We start from the raw sequence: 17,448 nt of genomic DNA on the forward strand, positions 1-17,448 counted from the left end.
AGGAAAAATGAATGAATATTGAACCAGGTTTATATTTGGTACTTCTTGCTGCTATCATCATTATTGTGCTTTCGATACTGCTCAGTGTTGTTCCGGTCATGTTGTGGATTTCAGCGCTTGCGTCAGGAGTGCGTATCAGCATTATCACTTTAATCGCAATGAGGCTGCGCCGTGTTACGCCAAGCAGAATCGTGAACCCGATGATTAAAGCGACCAAAGCCGGCCTTGATTTAAGTATTAATCAATTGGAAAGCCACTTCCTTGCCGGCGGTAATGTCGACAGAGTCGTTAATGCCTTGATCGCTGCCCACCGGGCCAAAATCCATTTGGAGTTTGAACGAGCGGCAGCGATCGATTTGGCTGGCCGTGATGTGCTGCTTGCCGTACAAATGAGCGTCAACCCGCGAGTGATTGAAACTCCGAACGTATCTGCGGTTGCTAAGAACGGTATTGAAGTCAAGGTTATTGCAAGAGTGACAGTACGCGCTAATATCGAGCGTTTAGTCGGGGGCGCCGGGGAAGAAACGATTATTGCCCGTGTCGGCGAGGGGATCGTCACCACGGTTGGATCCAGCGACTCGCATAAGGACGTTCTGGAGAATCCAGATTTGATCTCCCGAACTGTTCTAGGCAAAGGCTTGGATGCCGGAACGGCTTTTGAAATCCTGTCCATCGATATTGCCGACGTAGATGTTGGGAAGAATATCGGCGCACATCTGCAAACGGAACAAGCGGAGGCTGACAAGCGCATCGCTCAGGCGAAAGCCGAAGAAAGACGGGCCATGGCGGTTGCGGCGGAGCAAGAGATGAAAGCTAAGGTCGTAGAGATGCGCGCTAAAGTTGTTGAATCGGAATCACAAGTGCCTCTTGCCATGTCAGAAGCACTTCGCAGCGGCAAACTCGGCGTCATGGACTATATGAATCTCAAAAATATTGAAGCGGACACTCAAATGCGCTCAACGCTCGGTAAAGCTAACGACGGTAAGAGCGAGAAAGACTCCTAGCCCATGAGGTGATTGCGTGGAACAGCTTATTGCATTTCTATTTAAACATTGGTATTTAGTGATTATAGCCATAACCTTTTTGTATCAACTTCAGAACAAAGGGCGCCGAGCGAGTCAAAAAGCGCAGCGAATGGGCATGCCAACATTCGGTGAGTCGCCTAGCCAAGCTCAGCGGCATCCTGAAGCAGGGGAACTGGAACGGAAGACAGTTGAGCCATCCCAACCATCAGGAGGCTTACGAGACGAGTTTGGCCGTCCTAGCGCGGAGTACAAGGCAACCTCTACTCCAAAGGCGAAAGTCTCTCCATTCAATTCCTCTAAGCAGACAAATTTAGATAGTTCATCTATCTACGCAGGCGATCTTACACTCGCACGCCCATTTCCAGAGTCACCTAGTCAAGACCAGCTTCTGCAAGGCGTTGTGTGGGCTGAGATTCTTGGTCCTCCCAAGTCAAAAAAGCCTTATCGCAGATAACACATGAAGAAACAGGCGCCTCCTCGAGCAATCGGGAAGGGCGCTTTTTGTTTTCCAGTTTTTTCACATAAATCCGGTGCAAACCGCATAATTTGATAGAAAGCTATGCGACTTTTCTGTCGTTATGATCATCTAGTTAGAGGGGGTAGTGCCCAGCTATGCGTCGCTTGAGCCGCAAATGGAACCAGTTCACGGCCAAAATTCTGGATCTTCCCCAGGATGTGGTGCAGGACTTGCCGCGCATCACGATGATCGGCAACGTACAGCTTTATGTGGAGAATCACCGGGGCGTACTCCATTTTTCCAGTGAAAACTTAAAGCTTGAATTAACAAAAGGGACGCTAGAAGTGTTCGGTAAAAACTTGGTCATTCGAGCAATTCTCTCGGAGGAAGTTTTTATTGAAGGCTTGATCGACGATGTCAGATACATGCCATAGATGAAAGTGTGGGAAGGGGTGCTGGGTTATGAAACAATCGATGTTCATTGCCCGTTTGCGCGGGTACGTGCGTATTCAAATTCGGGGAAATGGGTGTGAAAGGTTGATTAATCCCATGATGGAGAAGGCGTTCTCCATTTGGGATATTCAAGCTGCCGAGGATGGCAAGCTAGAGCTTAATATGTTGATTAAAGATTTCTTCAAACTTAAGCCGCTGCTCAAACGGACAGGCTGCCGGGTGCATGTTCTAGAGCGGTACGGGCTTCCTTTTTTTATGGAAAGATTGGGGCGTAGGAAAGTTTTTCTGGGTGGGATCGCTGCCTTTATTATCGGAATATACATATTGACATCCCTCGTTTGGCAAATCACGGTGGAGGGCAATGACCGCATCTCCGAAGCGGAAATATTACAGGCTGCCTCCAAACAAGGCATACATGTGTACCAGTGGAAATTCAGACTGAAAAAGGCTGAGGATCTATCACGGGACATTCAAGGTATGCTCCCAGGAACGGCGTGGGTTGGCGTTGAGATTCGCGGTACCCATATTACGATTAAAGTCGTTGAAGCGACAATACCGGATAGACAGGATCTCAAGAATCCACGGAATCTAGTTGCAGCCAAAAATGCGCTTGTAACTGAGATTTTATCCGACAAAGGAAAACCGATGGTGAAGCCCAATACGTATGTGAAAAAAGGGGACGTGCTTATCTCAGGTACGATCGGAGATGAGCAGAACAGCCAAGTGGTCGTTGCGAGTGGCAAGGTAAGAGGTATTGTCTGGTACACCTCCCGAATTGAATCCCCGCTTACGAAAACCTATAAAGCATATACGGGAGAAGCAACCAATCGCAATTATATTGTTTTCGGTACGAGAGCTTTGCAAGTAAGCGGTTATGGGAAGCTAGGTTACGAGCATTTTGAAACGATTCCAGAGCGTAAAACACTGGCCTGGCGTTCTTTTACACTGCCTATCGGCTGGCTGCACGAGAAGGTTATGGAAGTTGAAGTCGTACAGGAGCCTATTGATCCCGCGATTGCCAAAAAGACAGGCCTGGAGCAGGCTAGAGTGAAGCTACTCGGAGCTTTAGGGTCTGATGCTAGACTCGTAGGTGAAAAAATTTTGCATGAAAAATCAGAGAATGGTAAAATTTATATAGACGTGCATTTTGAAGTCGAAGAGAATATCGCCGAAGAGCAACCAATTGTCATACGAGGAGAATGAGACCTGTTGGTAGAAAACGCACAATCCGTAAAGCTAACATTGAAAAACCCAGCTGAAGGGCTGGCATTGTTTGGTCCCCAGGACAAGTTTCTGCATGTGATTGAGAGAGAGATTAACGCGCAAATTTTTACGCGTGAAGCCGAAATAACGATTCAAGGTCCGGCTGCGGAAGTGAATTCGCTTCAGCAGCTTTTTGAGGTTCTGTTGCAGCTCATCCGCAATAATTACACGTTGACAGAGAGGGATGTGCTATATGCCGTTGAACTCGCTAAGCAGATGAAAGCGGATCAATTGCTGGATTTGTTCAAAGGCGAGATTACGACAACACATCGCGGTAAACCGATTCGCGTCAAAACGATTGGACAGCGGAAATACGTGGAGACGATTAAGAAGAAAGATATCGTTTTTGGTATTGGACCTGCCGGCACAGGCAAAACGTATCTGGCTGTCGTTCTCGCGGTTACGCGTCTGAAAGAAGGCGCTGTCAAAAGGATTGTTTTAACGCGGCCGGCTGTTGAGGCAGGAGAAAGCCTAGGCTTTTTGCCTGGCGATCTACAGGAAAAAGTTGACCCCTATTTGCGCCCATTGTATGATGCTCTTAATGATGTCTTGGGACCTGATCAGGTAGCGAAGTCTTTAGAACGCGGTCTGATTGAGATTGCTCCTCTAGCGTATATGCGTGGGAGAACCCTGGACGATTCATTTATTATTCTAGATGAAGCCCAAAATACGACACCTGAACAAATGAAAATGTTTCTGACACGGCTCGGTTTCGGATCCAAAATGGTCATTACCGGTGACGTGACGCAAATTGATTTGCCGCGGGGCAAGTCGTCAGGACTTGTAGAAGCTGCTCGAATTCTCGATGAAATTGAGGAGCTTGGCTTTATCCACTTTGACGAGCAGGACGTTGTGAGACATTCACTCGTTCAGAAAATCATTGTGGCCTACAATGCTGAAAAGGATAAGTAACTGTGCTGGTTTGTCAGGTAGAGAGGAATGACCTTCCGTGATGAAAAATGAAGTGCAAATGAAAGGTAAATTTCATTACCAGCTGAACGGATGGAAATACAGTACGGGTATTCGGATACTGTTGTTTCTCTTGCTGGCTTTAGTTTTCTATATATCTCTTTATGCAAAGCTCGTTCCCCAGGTTTATGACATTGAGTTAGGAACAACTAGTGAAACAACCATTTATGCGCCAAGACAAATTGAGAACGCGATTGCGACAGAACAAGCGAAAGAAGATGCGGCCAAGAGGGTTCAGCCTGTTTATCGCATCGTAAATCTCAAAAATGATACGATGATTGACGCTATTTATGATAAATTATTACAAATTAATGCAGATGAAGAAGTGAAGTTCGATGACAAAGTAAGCATTTTCCGTCGAGTGATTCCTCAGCTAATCAGTGATTTGGAGAATCAATCAATCAAATCGCTCAGCACTAGCGCTCAGTACAATGAAACGCTGATTGAGCAGATCCAACAGGGTCTAGCTGAACAGCAGTATCCGCTGCCCGAGGAGTCTTACTTTAAGCTTCCTCGATTGACCAAAGAAGACTTGACGGCTATGCGCCCTGTAACCAAAGATATCGTTACGAAGCTGATGAACGATCAAATTCTTGATGCTCAGACAGCAAGGGCTAAAGTTGCCGAGATGGTGAATACTTCGAACCTAGCGAAAAATACGATGCGTGAAATGGTTACTGAGATTGCGCGCGCCGTCATCACGCCGAATAAGTTCTTTGATCAGAAAGGTACCGATGATGCCAAAGGACAAGCTAGAGAAAATGTTAAACCGGTGTACATTAACAAAAATGATGTGCTCGTCAAGGTCGGAGATGTCATCACCGAAGAGATCTATGCAAGATTAGACAAACTGGAATTGCTCAAGAGCAAAGCGAATCATTTACCGCAAATTGGTCTTGGGATTCTCTCCGCCTTATTGTCTTTTGTCGTTTCTATGTTCGTCCGGCAGAGCCTGCTTGCGATTAAATATAATAATTCTCAGCTTCTGATGCTGATCTTGATTTTTTTAATTAATATCACGTGTATGAAAATCATCTCACTTGTCCAAAACTTGGACTATCCGTTTATCGGATATCTGGCTCCAACTGCATTAGGAAGTATTCTCATTGCCATTTTATTGGATGCACCGCTGGCTTTTATCTCATCGGTCTTATTTTCACTAATGGCAAGTATTATCTTTAATGCGGAGCATACGCTTCTTTTTGATTTCCGTTACGGATTGGTGTCCCTGGTTATTTGTTTCAGTGCGGTATTTACAATTCAACGAGCAAGTCAGCGCGCTACAATTTTGAAAGCGGGCTTAATGATCGCTTTTTTCGCAATGCTTACGATCACATCCATGCTGCTTATGGAAGATCATTTTCAGCAGCGCGAAGCGATCATGTCCCTTTCCTTCGCGGCGGCGGGCGGATTATTAACGGTTGTTTTTGTGATTGGTTTGCTGCCCTTCTTCGAGGTAGCCTTCGGGATTCTTTCTCCGCTCAAACTGGTGGAGCTTTCGAACCCGAATCATCCTTTGCTGCGGAAGCTTCTTACGGAGACACCGGGTACGTACCATCACAGCGTCATGGTTGGTAATTTATCTGAGGCGGCTGCTGAGTCCATCGGCGCAGACGGACTTCTCTGCAGAGTCGGCTCTTATTATCACGATATCGGGAAGACGAAACGGCCAAGCTACTTTATCGAAAATCAGACCAATATTGAGAACCCGCATGATCGCATTGATCCGAATTTAAGTAAATCCATCATTATCGCCCATCCGCGTGATGGCGTTGAGATGCTTAAGGATTACAAAATGCCCAAAGCGATCAGAGATATTGCCGAGCAGCATCACGGAACAACGTTGCTCCACTTTTTCTATCATAAAGCGGTCAAGCAAGCCGAAGAAGAAGGCAGTGAGAAGGAGATACGCGAAGAGGACTTCCGTTACACAGGACCCAAAGCGCAGTCGAAGGAAGCCGCTATTGTGGGAATTGCTGACAGTGTAGAGGCAGCCGTTCGTTCATTGCGGAATCCGACCTTAGAGCAGATTGATTCCATGGTGCACAAAATCATCAAATCCAGGTTAGATGATGGTCAATTCAATGAATGTGACATCACTCTGAAGGAACTGGATAAAATCGCCAAAACATTGAATGAGACTTTGCTGGGCATTTTCCATGCAAGGATCGAGTATCCAAACGAACTGACCCCTAAGAAAACAGGGACATAGCGAAATGACAGGAGGGTGCCGCATATGGCAAGTATAGATTTAACGCTAGAGTGGAGCAGTGAGCAGGAAGTGAAGGAGATTACACCTGCTTTTATAGAGAAAATCGAGGAGCTGCTGAAGTTAGCCGGCGAGCTTGAAGGCGTTACGGCTGGTGAAGTTGCCCTTACGTTCGTCGATGATGAAGCGATCCAAGAGTTAAATAAGCAGTACCGCGATCTGGATAAACCTACCGATGTGCTGTCTTTTTCCATGAGCGAGTTCGGCGAAGATGAGATTCAGATTAACTATGAAGATAACGAGCAGGATGGTGCTGAAGGACCCCAGGATGATGAGACGGTGTCAGAAGCATTCATTGAACCGCTTGGGGATATTATTATTTCGGTTCCGCGCGCAATTGCTCAGGCTGAAGACTACGGGCACTCTGTAGAACGGGAACTTGGTTTCTTGTTCGTTCACGGATTTTTACATTTAGTCGGATACGATCACCAAAGCGAAGACGAAGAGAAGATTATGTTTGCTAAGCAGGAGGACATTTTGCAGAAAGCAGGTTTAACGCGCTAATGACAAACGGCTTCCGTAAATGGCGCAGAAGCTTCCGGTATGCCTACGAAGGAATCAAATATGCTTTAGATACGCAGCGCAATATGAAATTCCATTTTTGCGTTGCTTTTCTTGTTTTGTTGGCTGCTTTGTTTGCACGATTGCCCAAAACGGATATCCTGTTTATCTTGTTAGCCGTAACCTTAATGATTGTTACAGAGCTAATCAATACGGCTGTGGAAAAGACGGTGGACCTGGCAATGCCGGACCGCCATCCGTTAGCCAAAATCGCAAAGGACGTCGCCGCGGCGTCCGTCTTGGTGTCTGCTGGTTTTGCAGTCATTGTTGGGATGATTGTTTTCTATGAACCGATTGATCAGCTTCTGCGTGAATCGAGGACGCAGGATACGCAGGTATCCGCAGGAACGATTTGGATACTCATCGCCTTGGTTATCTTAACCGTCATTGTTATCGAAACGCGGTTCTCGGACAAAGGGAAGTTAGTGCGCCCAAGCTTGTTGACGGCAATAGCTTTCTCGATATCGACGGTTATTGTTATATTCGTCTCACAGACGATTGTCGCGCTGCTTGCATATACGCTTGCTGCACTTATATTTATTATGCTGTACGACAAAAAGACTCGTCCATTCCCTGCGCTTTTTCTAGGTGCACTCATTGGCACAGTTGTCACAATTCTCGCTTTATCCTGTCTAAACATGTTATAACGTTACTAATACAGAAAGAAGGATGATGGCCATGAATCAACAAGAACTCATTCAACACGCTAAAGAAGCGATGAAGAGAGCCTATACGCCATATTCCCATTTTAACGTAGGCGCGGCTCTTCTGGATGCAGATGGTCATGTTCATTACGGCTGTAATGTGGAGAATGCCGCATACGGTCCTACGAACTGTGCGGAGAGAACTGCGCTCTTCCGCGCAATTGCAGACGGGCACAAAGCAGGTTCCTTCCGGGCGATCGCTGTCATGGGCGATACGGAAGGTCCAATTTCGCCTTGTGGCGTATGTCGGCAGGTATTGGTTGAGCTATGTGGTCCGGATATGCCCGTTTATCTTGGCAATCTCAAAGGTGATTTCGCAGAAACGACAGTTTCCGCTCTATTGCCAGGCGCTTTTACAACGAAAGATTTGCATTCAAATGGAGGATAATTAGAAGTGGCTAAAAAAGAATTTAAATCAGGCTTTGTCGCAATCATCGGACGTCCGAATGTTGGGAAATCAACGTTGATGAATCAAATCATTGGACAAAAAATCGCTATCATGTCAGACAAGCCTCAAACAACAAGAAACAAGATTCATGGTGTGTATACGTCAGCTAATGGTCAGATCGTCTTCTTGGATACTCCGGGTATTCATAAACCGACTTCCAAATTAGGTGATTATATGAGTAAAGTTGCTCATGGCACCCTTGGAGAGGTAGATGCTGTCCTTTTCCTTGTTGATGTGGTGGACGGTATTGGCGGCGGAGACAGATATATCATTGAACAACTAAAGCACGTGGAAACACCGGTTATTCTGGTATTGAACAAAATTGACCTTGTACAACCAGAAGTGCTGCTTGGCATTATTACACAGTACAAAGATCTATATAACTTTGCAGAAATTGTGCCGGTTTCGGCGCTCAAAGGCAATAATGTCACGACGCTCTTAGAGCAAATTATTAAATATTTGCCTGAAGGACCCCAGTACTATCCAGCCGATCAGATTACGGATCATCCAGAACAGTTCGTCTGCGCAGAGCTTGTTCGCGAGAAAATACTGCACTTGACCCGCGAAGAAATCCCGCATTCCATTGCTGTCCAAATTGAGGATATGCGAGTTGAACCCAATGGTGTTGTCCATATTTCAGCGGTTATTTTTGTCGAACGCGATTCGCAAAAAGGGATTGTAATTGGCAAGCAAGGAAGTTTGCTCAAAGAAATCGGCAGGCAGGCCCGAAGAGATATCGAGACGCTGCTTGGCTCCAAAACCTTTTTAGAGCTTTGGGTGAAGGTCAAAAAAGACTGGAGAAACCAAGACAGAGTGCTGAAGGATCTGGGCTTCCGTCACGATTAATTGGTGATTACCTAAGTGTTCCAGTAATTTGTCCGCATAGAGAAGCTTTCTCTGCACATCCTATGAACATCACGTTCGATGGGGAGGATGCTGAACATGAAAGACTTTTCGTGGACGTATTTTTCAAAGACCGGTGATGTAGATGCCTACCTTTTGTACAAACAAGTTACCGGGCAACCCGGCATGGACACGGATGTACAGGAAGAGGATCAAAGTAATGAAGAGCCGCTCGAAGGTCTGAATTTGTAAGTGAGCTATTCGTAAACTCAGAGCGGCGCACATGGGGGAAATCATTTGCTGCGTAGTGTACAGGGGATCGTACTCCGTAGTATGGACTATGGAGAGGGGAACAAGATCATAAGTCTGTTCACCCCCGAGCTCGGTAAGGTTGGAGTCATGGCTCGGGGTGCGAAGAAAGTGAAAAGTAGACATGCCGCCGTTACGCAGCTTTTTACGTACGGCGATTTTGTTTTTTTTAAAACGCGCGGACAAATGGGATCTTTGAATTCTGCGGAGATCATTGAAGCTCATCACGCTTTGCGAGAAGATTTGCATATGTCTGCTCATGCTTCTTATTTGGCTGAAATGACGGACCGCATGCTTGGTGATGAAGAAGGCAGCACGTATCTGTTTGAACAACTGAAGGCGGGTTTAATGGCGATCGAAGAGGGCAAGGATATGCAAATCGTTGTTCACCTCTACGAAATGAAAATGTTTGAATTGGCTGGTTACTTGCCTGTCACTGATGCTTGCGTTTCTTGTGGTGAAACCTCGGACATTACTCACTTCAGCCCTTCCATGGGTGGAACATTGTGCAGCAGGTGTCGTTATAAGGATACTGTCGCAATTCGTGTTGGGGAAGGCACGCTCAAGCTGCTTAAATTATTCCCGCGTATGGATATGCGCAGACTTGGCGCTGTTCAGGTCAAGGACGAAACGAAGACACAGCTTAAGACATGTATGAGGACTTATATGGATATACATATCGGAGTAAAATGGAAATCAAGGGACTTTATCGAACAAATGGAAAAATACAATATATAAACTTGGTCTAATTTGACATGTGTTGTTCGCTTTGATATGATGTGGTGGAAAACACCTCGCCTTTGTGCTGTCCGCATATCGGTGAGTTTTTTTATGCTTACGTTCTGTTCAAATCTACTTTACATACAAATGCTAATGTAGGGCCTAGTCCCTGCTGATATGGTTGAAAGGGGCAATAGGAAAATGGATCATCCATTACCTACTCGGGTTTATGTTGTTTCTGACTCTGTTGGGGAAACAGGGGAGTCTGTTGTACGCGCTGCTGCCATGCAATTTCATCCGGTTCCTGTGGAGATTGTAAGAGCGCCTTTTATCCATGATATCGAAGGCATCGACAAAGTGATTAATGCGATACGTATACACGGCGGTATCGTTGTCTTTACCTTGGTCATACCGGAATTGCGAGACGATCTTATCGCCAAAGCAATAGAGCACGGCATCCCCCATATTGATCTTCTTGGACCCGTGGTGAACACCTTAGGGCAGGCGCTGCGCCAAGAGCCGCGTAGACAGCCAGGTATGATTCATCCGCTCGATGAGGACTATTTTAAAAAGGTTGAAGCGGTCGAGTTTGCCGTCAAATATGACGATGGCCGGGATTTTAGCGGTATCCAGAAAGCAGACATCATCCTTCTTGGCGTGTCACGCACCTCCAAAACTCCTTTATCCATGTATTTAGCCCACAAAAGGTTTAAAGTGGCTAATGTGCCCTTAGTGCCAGAAATGCAGCCTCCTGCTGCTATCTATACCGTTTCAAAGGATAAAATCATCGGCCTTCGAATTGACCCGGATAAGTTGAATGTTATCCGCCAAGAACGGCTTCGAACTCTCGGACTTGCAGAAAATGCAACCTACGCGAATGTGGAACGTATTAAAATAGAACTGGCTTTTGCTGACAAAATTATGAGCAAAATCGGTTGTGTAATCTTCGATGTCTCAAATCGCGCCGTAGAAGAAACGGCAAGTCTGGTTATGGATCATATTGAACGGGTCCAGTAAGGTTTTATGTTTCTACTTGCAGGATTTTTTAGAAGTTCATCGTATATAATAGTACGGTGAGATTTCGTCAAAAAAGGGCGTGGGCTGAACCGTATGGGTGCGAGAAGTATAATCGTTGATGCCGATGCTTGTCCCGTTAAAACCGAAATAGAAGAAGCAGGCAGGCAGTTCGGTGTACAAGTTGTTCTAGTTGCTTCGTTTGATCATAGGATGAAGACGAACCCGGGTGTTAGGGTCGTGCAAGTGGATCGCTCTGATCAATCAGTTGATCTGTACATCGCCAATCAAATTAAGTCTGGTGATATTTTGGTGACGCAGGATTTCGGTCTCGCAGCGCTTGGGTTAGCGAAAGGCTCATATTGTTTGACGAATCGGGGGCAGGAATATACGGACAGCTCGATTGATTTCTTGTTGGATCGTCGTCATACTTCAGCAAAAATGCGAAGAGCGGGCAAACATTCGAAGGGTCCCAAACCCTTTACGGACGAGGATCGTAAATATTTTCTACATGGTTTGACAAAACTTTTAAAAAAATTGCAGGAAATCGAAAATGAGTAGCGAATAGTACTTAGTCGGAAAAGCGACCTGAATTGTGGGTGGAAATAACATGAGGTACGGACGCATACCTGAAGAGGTCATTGAGGCTGTACTGAAGCGCCATGACATCGTTGATGTGATTGGCAGGCACGTACATTTGAGTAAACAAGGGCATTATATGAAAGGGCTATGTCCTTTCCATTCAGAAAAAAGCCCTTCATTCACTGTCACGCCGGAAAAACAAATATATCGTTGTTTCGGGTGCAATGTAGGCGGGAATTTAATTCGTTTCGTCATGGAAATAGAAGGCCTAAGTTTCTCAGAAGCCATAACTAAGTTAGCGGAAGAAGCGGATATCCCAATTACTTGGGAAGAAGCCTCCGAGGAGCAGAACGAGCAGCAGCAAGAGAAAGCAACCCTGCTGAAAGCTTATGACTTTGCCGCTAAACTTTATCATTATATTTTAGGTAATACAGAGCAAGGCAAAGCGGCAAAAGGGTATTTGGCTTCAAGGGGTATCTCAGATAAATTGATCGATACATTTCAAATCGGTTATGCTCCTGCGATGTGGGATACGCTAGTCCAGCAACTTGTGAAACGTGAATTCGATCTTGTACTGATGGAAAAAGGCGGATTAATTTCGGCCAAACACGAAGGAAATGGCTACGTAGATAAATTCAGGGAGCGCATTATGTTCCCCATTTGCGATGCTGCCGGCAAGGTGATTGCGTTTGGCGGGAGGTCAATGGGTGATGCTCAGCCGAAGTATCTAAATAGTCCCGAGACTACTCTTTTTAATAAAAGCAGGACCATGTACAATCTTCACTTGGCTAGACCTAATATGCGAAAGCTGCAGCAAGCGGTCCTTTTTGAAGGCTACGTAGACGTCATTAAGGCTTGGGAAGCAGGGATTAACAACGGGGTCGCCACGATGGGGACTGCACTGACCAAAGAACACGCGGCGCTGCTGAACCGCAACGCCGACCAAATCGTCGTATGTTACGATGGCGATCATGCAGGACAATCGGCTGCTTACAAAAGCATTCCGATCTTAGAAGAGACAGGAAGCCGAGTTACCGTAGCGATGCTGCCGGATGGCAAGGACCCTGATGATTACGTAAAACAATATGGTTTTGACCGATTCGTGCGGGAGATTATTGAACCTGCCGTACCATCGATGAAATATAAGCTTTTGTACATTCGCAAAAATTTTAAGTTGCATGAGGACGGTGACCGACTTCGTTATCTGCAATCCGCTGTGAAGTTAATTAGCGAACTACACTCTCCGATGGAACGAGAACATTACTTGAAGCAGTTGGCTTCTGAATTCCCTGATTCCTCTTATGAAGCGATGAAGTTAGACCTTCACGAAATCTTGCTGCAATCGGAAAAAAACCGACCGGATGGGGATAATAAACCAATTCTGTGGAATAATGTTATGAATAATGGGAGAACAGCGGAACGAACACGCAAGAAAACGCCTTCGCTTTTGCCAGCTTATCACAATGCTGAACGATTGATTTTGGCCGTTATGATGCATGATCGCGATGTTTGCGCACATGTGGAAGAACAGCTAGGAGATCAATTCAACGTTGAAGCTCACGCAGTCTTAGCTGCTTATTTATATGCTTACTACGCTCAGAATGCTGAGCCGGATGCAAGCCGATACATTGCCATGCTGCAAGACGAACAGCTGGAGAGCTTGGCCAGCTCCATCGTTATGATGGGAGCGGGTCATGGAATGAACGAACAAGTGATTGACGACTATATTCGCCAAATTCGTAAAGTTCCAATGCAAGAAGAAATTGAACGCAAGAAAGAAGAACGTGTTCGCGCCGAGCGCGCGGGCGACCATCTTCGAGCAGCACAAATTGCAATTGAAATTATCGCCCTAGAAAAACGATTGAAGTCAACGTAGAGCTACTGAATTGACTAGGGAGGAGGGAGTCCGTACTATGGCGAATGATCAGCGTACAGAACTAGAGACAGAGTTGACCTTGGACCAGGTGAAAGACCAGCTTATTGAGCAAGGGAAAAAGCGGTCTTCACTAACTTACAAGGATATTATGGAGAAATTAGCTCCCTTCGATCAGGATCCTGAGCAAATCGATGAGTTTTTTGAGCAGCTATCGGAGCAAGGTATCGATGTAGGGAATGAATCGGATGAGGATTCCATGAATCCTGAAGAAAATGAGCGCGATGAATTTAACTTCGATGATGATCTGGCACTGCCGCCGGGGATTAAGATTAATGATCCAGTTCGGATGTATTTGAAAGAAATTGGTCGTGTGCCTCTTCTTTCTGCGGAAGATGAAGTGGGGTTAGCCAAACGGATTGAGAACGGGGACGAAGAAGCGAAGCGACGCCTGGCAGAAGCGAACCTAAGACTCGTTGTAAGTATCGCCAAAAGATATGTAGGACGTGGCATGTTGTTCTTGGACTTGATCCAAGAAGGGAATATGGGGCTTATAAAAGCGGTTGAGAAGTTTGACCACACGAAAGGTTACAAGTTCTCTACGTATGCAACTTGGTGGATTCGTCAAGCCATTACCCGGGCGATTGCAGACCAAGCGAGAACGATTCGTATCCCTGTACATATGGTCGAAACCATCAACAAACTGATACGTGTTTCCCGTCAATTGCTGCAAGAGCTTGGGCGCGAACCTACGCCTGAAGAAATTGCAAAAGAGATGGATTTAAGTACGGATAAAGTACGTGAAATCATGAAAATCGCACAAGAGCCTGTATCATTGGAAACGCCAATCGGTGAAGAAGATGACTCGCATTTGGGAGATTTCATTGAAGACCAAGAAGCGCTAGCGCCGGCAGATGCTGCTGCTTATGAACTTCTGAAAGAACAACTAGAGGACGTATTAGATACGTTGACTGAGAGAGAAGAGAATGTGCTTCGCTTACGTTTCGGTCTTGATGATGGTCGTACACGCACGCTAGAAGAAGTAGGTAAAGTATTCGGCGTTACTCGTGAACGGATTCGTCAAATTGAAGCAAAAGCTTTGCGTAAATTGAGACATCCTAGCCGTAGCAAACGTCTGAAGGATTTCCTAGAATAAATCGCTGTGAGAGGGCCCTGCCAGTTTCGGCGGGGTCTTTTTTTTTGAAAAGTACTACTAAAACCTAAGCATGAAATCACCGATAAAGTAGTAGGAAGGTGAGCGATGATATGGATACCGAGAAAAGAAAAGTAATAGTCAGAGAAATCGATCACTGGCGCAGAAGCAAATTGCTTCCTGAACACTACTGTGATTTTTTGATGAATTTGTATATGGATGAAACAACACCAAAACCTGCATCAATTATGGGGGTTTCTGCCACTTCAATTGCAAACAGTTCTTGGAAAATATGGTTAGGCGTTATGGCGGTCATAGCCGCTCTGGCCTTATCTGCTCTTAATTTTAACTCTTTTGGAATGCCAATGCAAATTGGAATTTCCGCACTTTTTGTCATCGTTTGTTATGTGTTTGCGTATCGTCAATTTATTAAATCCCCGGTGATTTCTTATCTTCTTTGCGGTGTTTCATCTATAGCTTTGCTGCTGCTTGGACTGTACTTAATGGATATGTATAAAATGAGTTCTCCTTATACGTATACAGGCTATTTAGCTTTTTGTAGTGTGGTCTGGTTGATTAACGGCGTAATAGGAAAAATGGGGATTTTCCAATTCTGCGGCTGGTTAGGGCTTGTTGGAACTTATGGTTGGCTGCTCTTGCAAAAACTGAGTAATCCAGGTTGGTTCTCTCTTGAAATTAGTTGGATTCCGGTTAGTATTGTACTTATATGGATTGCTTGGCTTGCGCATCATACCAATAAGCAATCAGCAAGTGTCCTATTAGTTGTCGGCGTTCTGGTTTGGTTTATTCCTGAAGCGATGACATTTCTAACTGATGTTGATATGAGTTCCCGCGTCATTCAATTATCGTTTACAGGAAAATTAGTTTCTGCGGGCGCGGCATTTTTCTTGCTGCGTAAAAAATGGGTAGAGTGGGTCGTTTAAGAGATGGTAAAATTATCGAAAAGATTGCAAATGATAGCAGATCGTGTGCCTGTAGGATCAAAGGTTGCGGACATTGGTTCCGATCATGCTTTGCTGCCGACTTATTTGGCGCAGCAAGGTATGATTGTGTTTGCCGTAGCAGGTGAAGTCAATCCTGGCCCTTTCGAGGCGGCAAGACGTCAAGTGCTTGAGTGTGGTTTATCCAAAAAGATAAGTGTAAGATCTGGCGACGGTTTGGCGGTCATTGAACCAGGTGAAGTGAATGTGATCACGATTGCCGGTATGGGCGGCAGTTTGATGGCGAGCATTTTAGAAGCTGGGAAACAGAAGCTCGTGGGTGTCACGCATCTGATTTTACAACCAAATGTAGGAGAAGATCAGGTGCGCAGGTGGCTGCTTGCAGAGGGCTGGAACTTGGATGCGGAAGCGATACTTGAGGAAGATGGGAAGATTTATGAGATTTTGACGGCAACTGCAGGAAGTGCTGCTCATGACAAGAACTCGCAGGAAGCCCTTTATGCCGAACGTACACTGTCTGGCGGAATTGTTGTAAGCAAAGAGCGTTTGCTCCAAATGGGGCCTTATTTATTAGAGGAAGCTACTGAGGTTTGGTTCAGCAAGTGGGATAGCGAATTGAAGAAATTGGCGATGATTGAAGGCCAATTAAAGCTATCGTCAGCGGAAGCATCCGCGGCAAAAGCAGAGCAAATTGCCCAAGAGATCAAGGAAATGAAGGAGGTACTCGCTTGTTTGCAAAAGGTCAAACCGTAATTCAGCTGTTTGAACAGCTGGCACCCAAGCATTATGCGATGCCTGATGACAAAATAGGCTTGCAGCTAGGCTCCTTGCAGAAGGAGATCCAGAAGGTACTAGTTGCACTCGATGTCAATGATGATGTGGTGGATGAAACGATTCGCTTAGGGGCTAATCTTATTATTGCTCATCATGCGATCATTTTCAGGCCGCTTGCACATCTACAGACAGATACACCAGCAGGCCGACTCTATGAAAAATTAATCAAAAATGACATTGCCGTCTATATCTCACATACGAATTTGGATGTGGCGGAAGGCGGCGTCAATGACATGATGGCAGATAAACTTGGCCTCAAGGAGCTCACCCATCTGGAGGATGTACATACAGAGAAGCTTCAGAAGCTAGTCGTCTTCGTGCCTGAGACGCATCACCAGGCTGTGCTGGATGCCCTCTTCACCGCGGGAGCGGGGTGGATCGGGCAGTACAGCCACTGCAGCTTCAACATCCCCGGAACGGGGACGTTCCTTCCGCAGGAAGGGACTCACCCGTATATCGGGGAAGCAGGAAAGCTTGAACGCGTACAGGAAGTGCGCGTTGAGACGATCGTAACCGCCAGCGTCCAGCGCAAGGCGGTACAGGCGATGTTGAAGGCCCACCCCTACGAGGAGGTGGCCTATGACCTCTACCCGATGGATCTCAAGGGTAGAGTGTTCGGTCTTGGGCGCGTGGGCAAGCTGCCCGCGCCGATGACGCTCCGCGAGCTGACAGAGCTCGCGAAGACGGCGTTCGACGTGCCGATGGTGCGCGTCGTTGGTGATCTATCACGGCCAATCCGCAAGGTGGCCGTGCTTGGGGGTTCCGGCGGCCGCTACGTGCGGCACGCCATATTTGCCGGTGCCGATGTGCTGGTCACCGGTGACATTGACTACCATACCGCACACGATGCGCTTGCGGCGGGGCTTACTTTGATCGACGTTGGGCATAACGTTGAGAAGATCATGAAGCGCGGCGTGGCAGATTATCTGACCGGGCAATTAACCAAAACGGATACGCAAGTGTTGGCATCCGAAGTGAATACGGAACCTTTCCGATTCCTGTAGGTCTG

General features: G+C 46.2%; 18 protein-coding genes and 1 pseudogene. All 19 read left to right on the forward strand.

The genetic code is table 11. The annotated features are described in order from the left end of the window. Positions 1-11: 11 nt before the first annotated feature. Positions 12-1,004, forward strand: coding sequence for a flotillin-like protein FloA (gene floA / locus AC58UW_RS03595; protein ID WP_497419365.1), 993 nt, complete (start codon positions 12-14; stop codon positions 1,002-1,004). A gap of 16 nt (positions 1,005-1,020) precedes the next feature. Next, positions 1,021-1,479, forward strand: coding sequence for a YqfB family membrane protein (locus AC58UW_RS03600; protein WP_497419366.1), 459 nt, complete (start codon positions 1,021-1,023; stop codon positions 1,477-1,479). A 158-nt stretch (positions 1,480-1,637) separates the two neighbouring features. Further along, a complete protein-coding gene (yqfC, locus tag AC58UW_RS03605; protein WP_157321660.1) occupies positions 1,638-1,916 on the forward strand; it encodes a sporulation protein YqfC in 279 nt (92 codons plus the stop codon). A gap of 28 nt (positions 1,917-1,944) precedes the next feature. Further along, positions 1,945-3,138, forward strand: coding sequence for a sporulation protein YqfD (gene yqfD, locus AC58UW_RS03610; protein ID WP_497419367.1), 1,194 nt, complete (start codon positions 1,945-1,947; stop codon positions 3,136-3,138). 6 nt (positions 3,139-3,144) lie between these two features. Next, a complete protein-coding gene (locus AC58UW_RS03615) occupies positions 3,145-4,110 on the forward strand; it encodes a PhoH family protein (RefSeq protein WP_497419368.1) in 966 nt (321 codons plus the stop codon). Positions 4,111-4,150: 40 nt separating this feature from the next. Further along, on the forward strand, positions 4,151-6,379 hold the full coding sequence (locus tag AC58UW_RS03620) for an HD family phosphohydrolase (RefSeq protein ID WP_497419978.1): 2,229 nt from the start codon (positions 4,151-4,153) through the stop codon (positions 6,377-6,379). Between the two features lie 33 nt (positions 6,380-6,412). Beyond that, on the forward strand, positions 6,413-6,940 hold the full coding sequence (gene ybeY / locus AC58UW_RS03625) for an rRNA maturation RNase YbeY (RefSeq protein WP_497419979.1): 528 nt from the start codon (positions 6,413-6,415) through the stop codon (positions 6,938-6,940). Further along, positions 6,940-7,644 carry a diacylglycerol kinase family protein gene (locus AC58UW_RS03630; RefSeq protein WP_497419369.1) on the forward strand — a complete coding sequence of 235 codons (705 nt, stop codon included), beginning with the start codon at positions 6,940-6,942 and terminating at the stop codon, positions 7,642-7,644. The genes ybeY and AC58UW_RS03630 overlap by 1 nt, the downstream gene beginning before the upstream one ends. A gap of 13 nt (positions 7,645-7,657) precedes the next feature. Continuing rightward, positions 7,658-8,089 (forward strand): annotated as a pseudogene (locus AC58UW_RS03635) (cytidine deaminase); the annotation flags it as partial. 6 nt (positions 8,090-8,095) lie between these two features. Continuing rightward, on the forward strand, positions 8,096-8,995 hold the full coding sequence (gene era / locus AC58UW_RS03640; protein ID WP_497419370.1) for a GTPase Era: 900 nt from the start codon (positions 8,096-8,098) through the stop codon (positions 8,993-8,995). A 96-nt stretch (positions 8,996-9,091) separates the two neighbouring features. Then, entirely contained in the window at positions 9,092-9,244 is a 153-nt protein-coding gene (locus AC58UW_RS03645) for a YqzL family protein (protein ID WP_127451872.1), read from the forward strand. Positions 9,245-9,289: 45 nt separating this feature from the next. After that, a complete protein-coding gene (gene recO / locus AC58UW_RS03650; RefSeq protein WP_497419371.1) occupies positions 9,290-10,039 on the forward strand; it encodes a DNA repair protein RecO in 750 nt (249 codons plus the stop codon). A 183-nt stretch (positions 10,040-10,222) separates the two neighbouring features. Then, on the forward strand, positions 10,223-11,038 hold the full coding sequence (locus tag AC58UW_RS03655) for a pyruvate, water dikinase regulatory protein (protein ID WP_497419372.1): 816 nt from the start codon (positions 10,223-10,225) through the stop codon (positions 11,036-11,038). Between the two features lie 93 nt (positions 11,039-11,131). After that, positions 11,132-11,596: a YaiI/YqxD family protein gene (locus AC58UW_RS03660; protein ID WP_497419373.1), complete on the forward strand. Its 465-nt coding sequence runs from the start codon at positions 11,132-11,134 to the stop codon at positions 11,594-11,596. A gap of 49 nt (positions 11,597-11,645) precedes the next feature. Beyond that, positions 11,646-13,493: a DNA primase gene (gene dnaG, locus AC58UW_RS03665; protein ID WP_497419374.1), complete on the forward strand. Its 1,848-nt coding sequence runs from the start codon at positions 11,646-11,648 to the stop codon at positions 13,491-13,493. A gap of 37 nt (positions 13,494-13,530) precedes the next feature. Then, positions 13,531-14,646, forward strand: a complete 1,116-nt coding sequence (gene rpoD / locus AC58UW_RS03670; RefSeq protein WP_028558036.1) for an RNA polymerase sigma factor RpoD — start codon at positions 13,531-13,533, stop codon at positions 14,644-14,646. 110 nt (positions 14,647-14,756) lie between these two features. Further along, a complete protein-coding gene (locus AC58UW_RS03675) occupies positions 14,757-15,587 on the forward strand; it encodes a hypothetical protein (RefSeq protein WP_497419375.1) in 831 nt (276 codons plus the stop codon). Between the two features lie 3 nt (positions 15,588-15,590). Further along, entirely contained in the window at positions 15,591-16,358 is a 768-nt protein-coding gene (locus tag AC58UW_RS03680) for a tRNA (adenine(22)-N(1))-methyltransferase (protein WP_497419376.1), read from the forward strand. Then, positions 16,334-17,443 carry a Nif3-like dinuclear metal center hexameric protein gene (locus AC58UW_RS03685; RefSeq protein WP_497419377.1) on the forward strand — a complete coding sequence of 370 codons (1,110 nt, stop codon included), beginning with the start codon at positions 16,334-16,336 and terminating at the stop codon, positions 17,441-17,443. Before AC58UW_RS03680 ends, AC58UW_RS03685 begins: the two co-directional genes overlap by 25 nt. Positions 17,444-17,448: the final 5 nt, after the last annotated feature.

This window comes from Paenibacillus sp. J22R160 (assembly GCF_059692135.1).

Coding starts and splice junctions, on each gene's coding strand:
- AC58UW_RS03620 (WP_497419978.1), top strand. CDS start 4,151: ATGAAAAATGAAGTGCAAATGAAAGGTAAATTTCATTACCAGCTGAAC.
- rpoD (WP_028558036.1), top strand. CDS start 13,531: ATGGCGAATGATCAGCGTACAGAACTAGAGACAGAGTTGACCTTGGAC.
- yqfD (WP_497419367.1), top strand. CDS start 1,945: ATGAAACAATCGATGTTCATTGCCCGTTTGCGCGGGTACGTGCGTATT.
- AC58UW_RS03645 (WP_127451872.1), top strand. CDS start 9,092: ATGAAAGACTTTTCGTGGACGTATTTTTCAAAGACCGGTGATGTAGAT.
- AC58UW_RS03675 (WP_497419375.1), top strand. CDS start 14,757: ATGGATACCGAGAAAAGAAAAGTAATAGTCAGAGAAATCGATCACTGG.
- AC58UW_RS03680 (WP_497419376.1), top strand. CDS start 15,591: ATGGTAAAATTATCGAAAAGATTGCAAATGATAGCAGATCGTGTGCCT.
- AC58UW_RS03630 (WP_497419369.1), top strand. CDS start 6,940: ATGACAAACGGCTTCCGTAAATGGCGCAGAAGCTTCCGGTATGCCTAC.
- AC58UW_RS03655 (WP_497419372.1), top strand. CDS start 10,223: ATGGATCATCCATTACCTACTCGGGTTTATGTTGTTTCTGACTCTGTT.
- AC58UW_RS03660 (WP_497419373.1), top strand. CDS start 11,132: ATGGGTGCGAGAAGTATAATCGTTGATGCCGATGCTTGTCCCGTTAAA.
- dnaG (WP_497419374.1), top strand. CDS start 11,646: ATGAGGTACGGACGCATACCTGAAGAGGTCATTGAGGCTGTACTGAAG.
- floA (WP_497419365.1), top strand. CDS start 12: ATGAATATTGAACCAGGTTTATATTTGGTACTTCTTGCTGCTATCATC.
- yqfC (WP_157321660.1), top strand. CDS start 1,638: ATGCGTCGCTTGAGCCGCAAATGGAACCAGTTCACGGCCAAAATTCTG.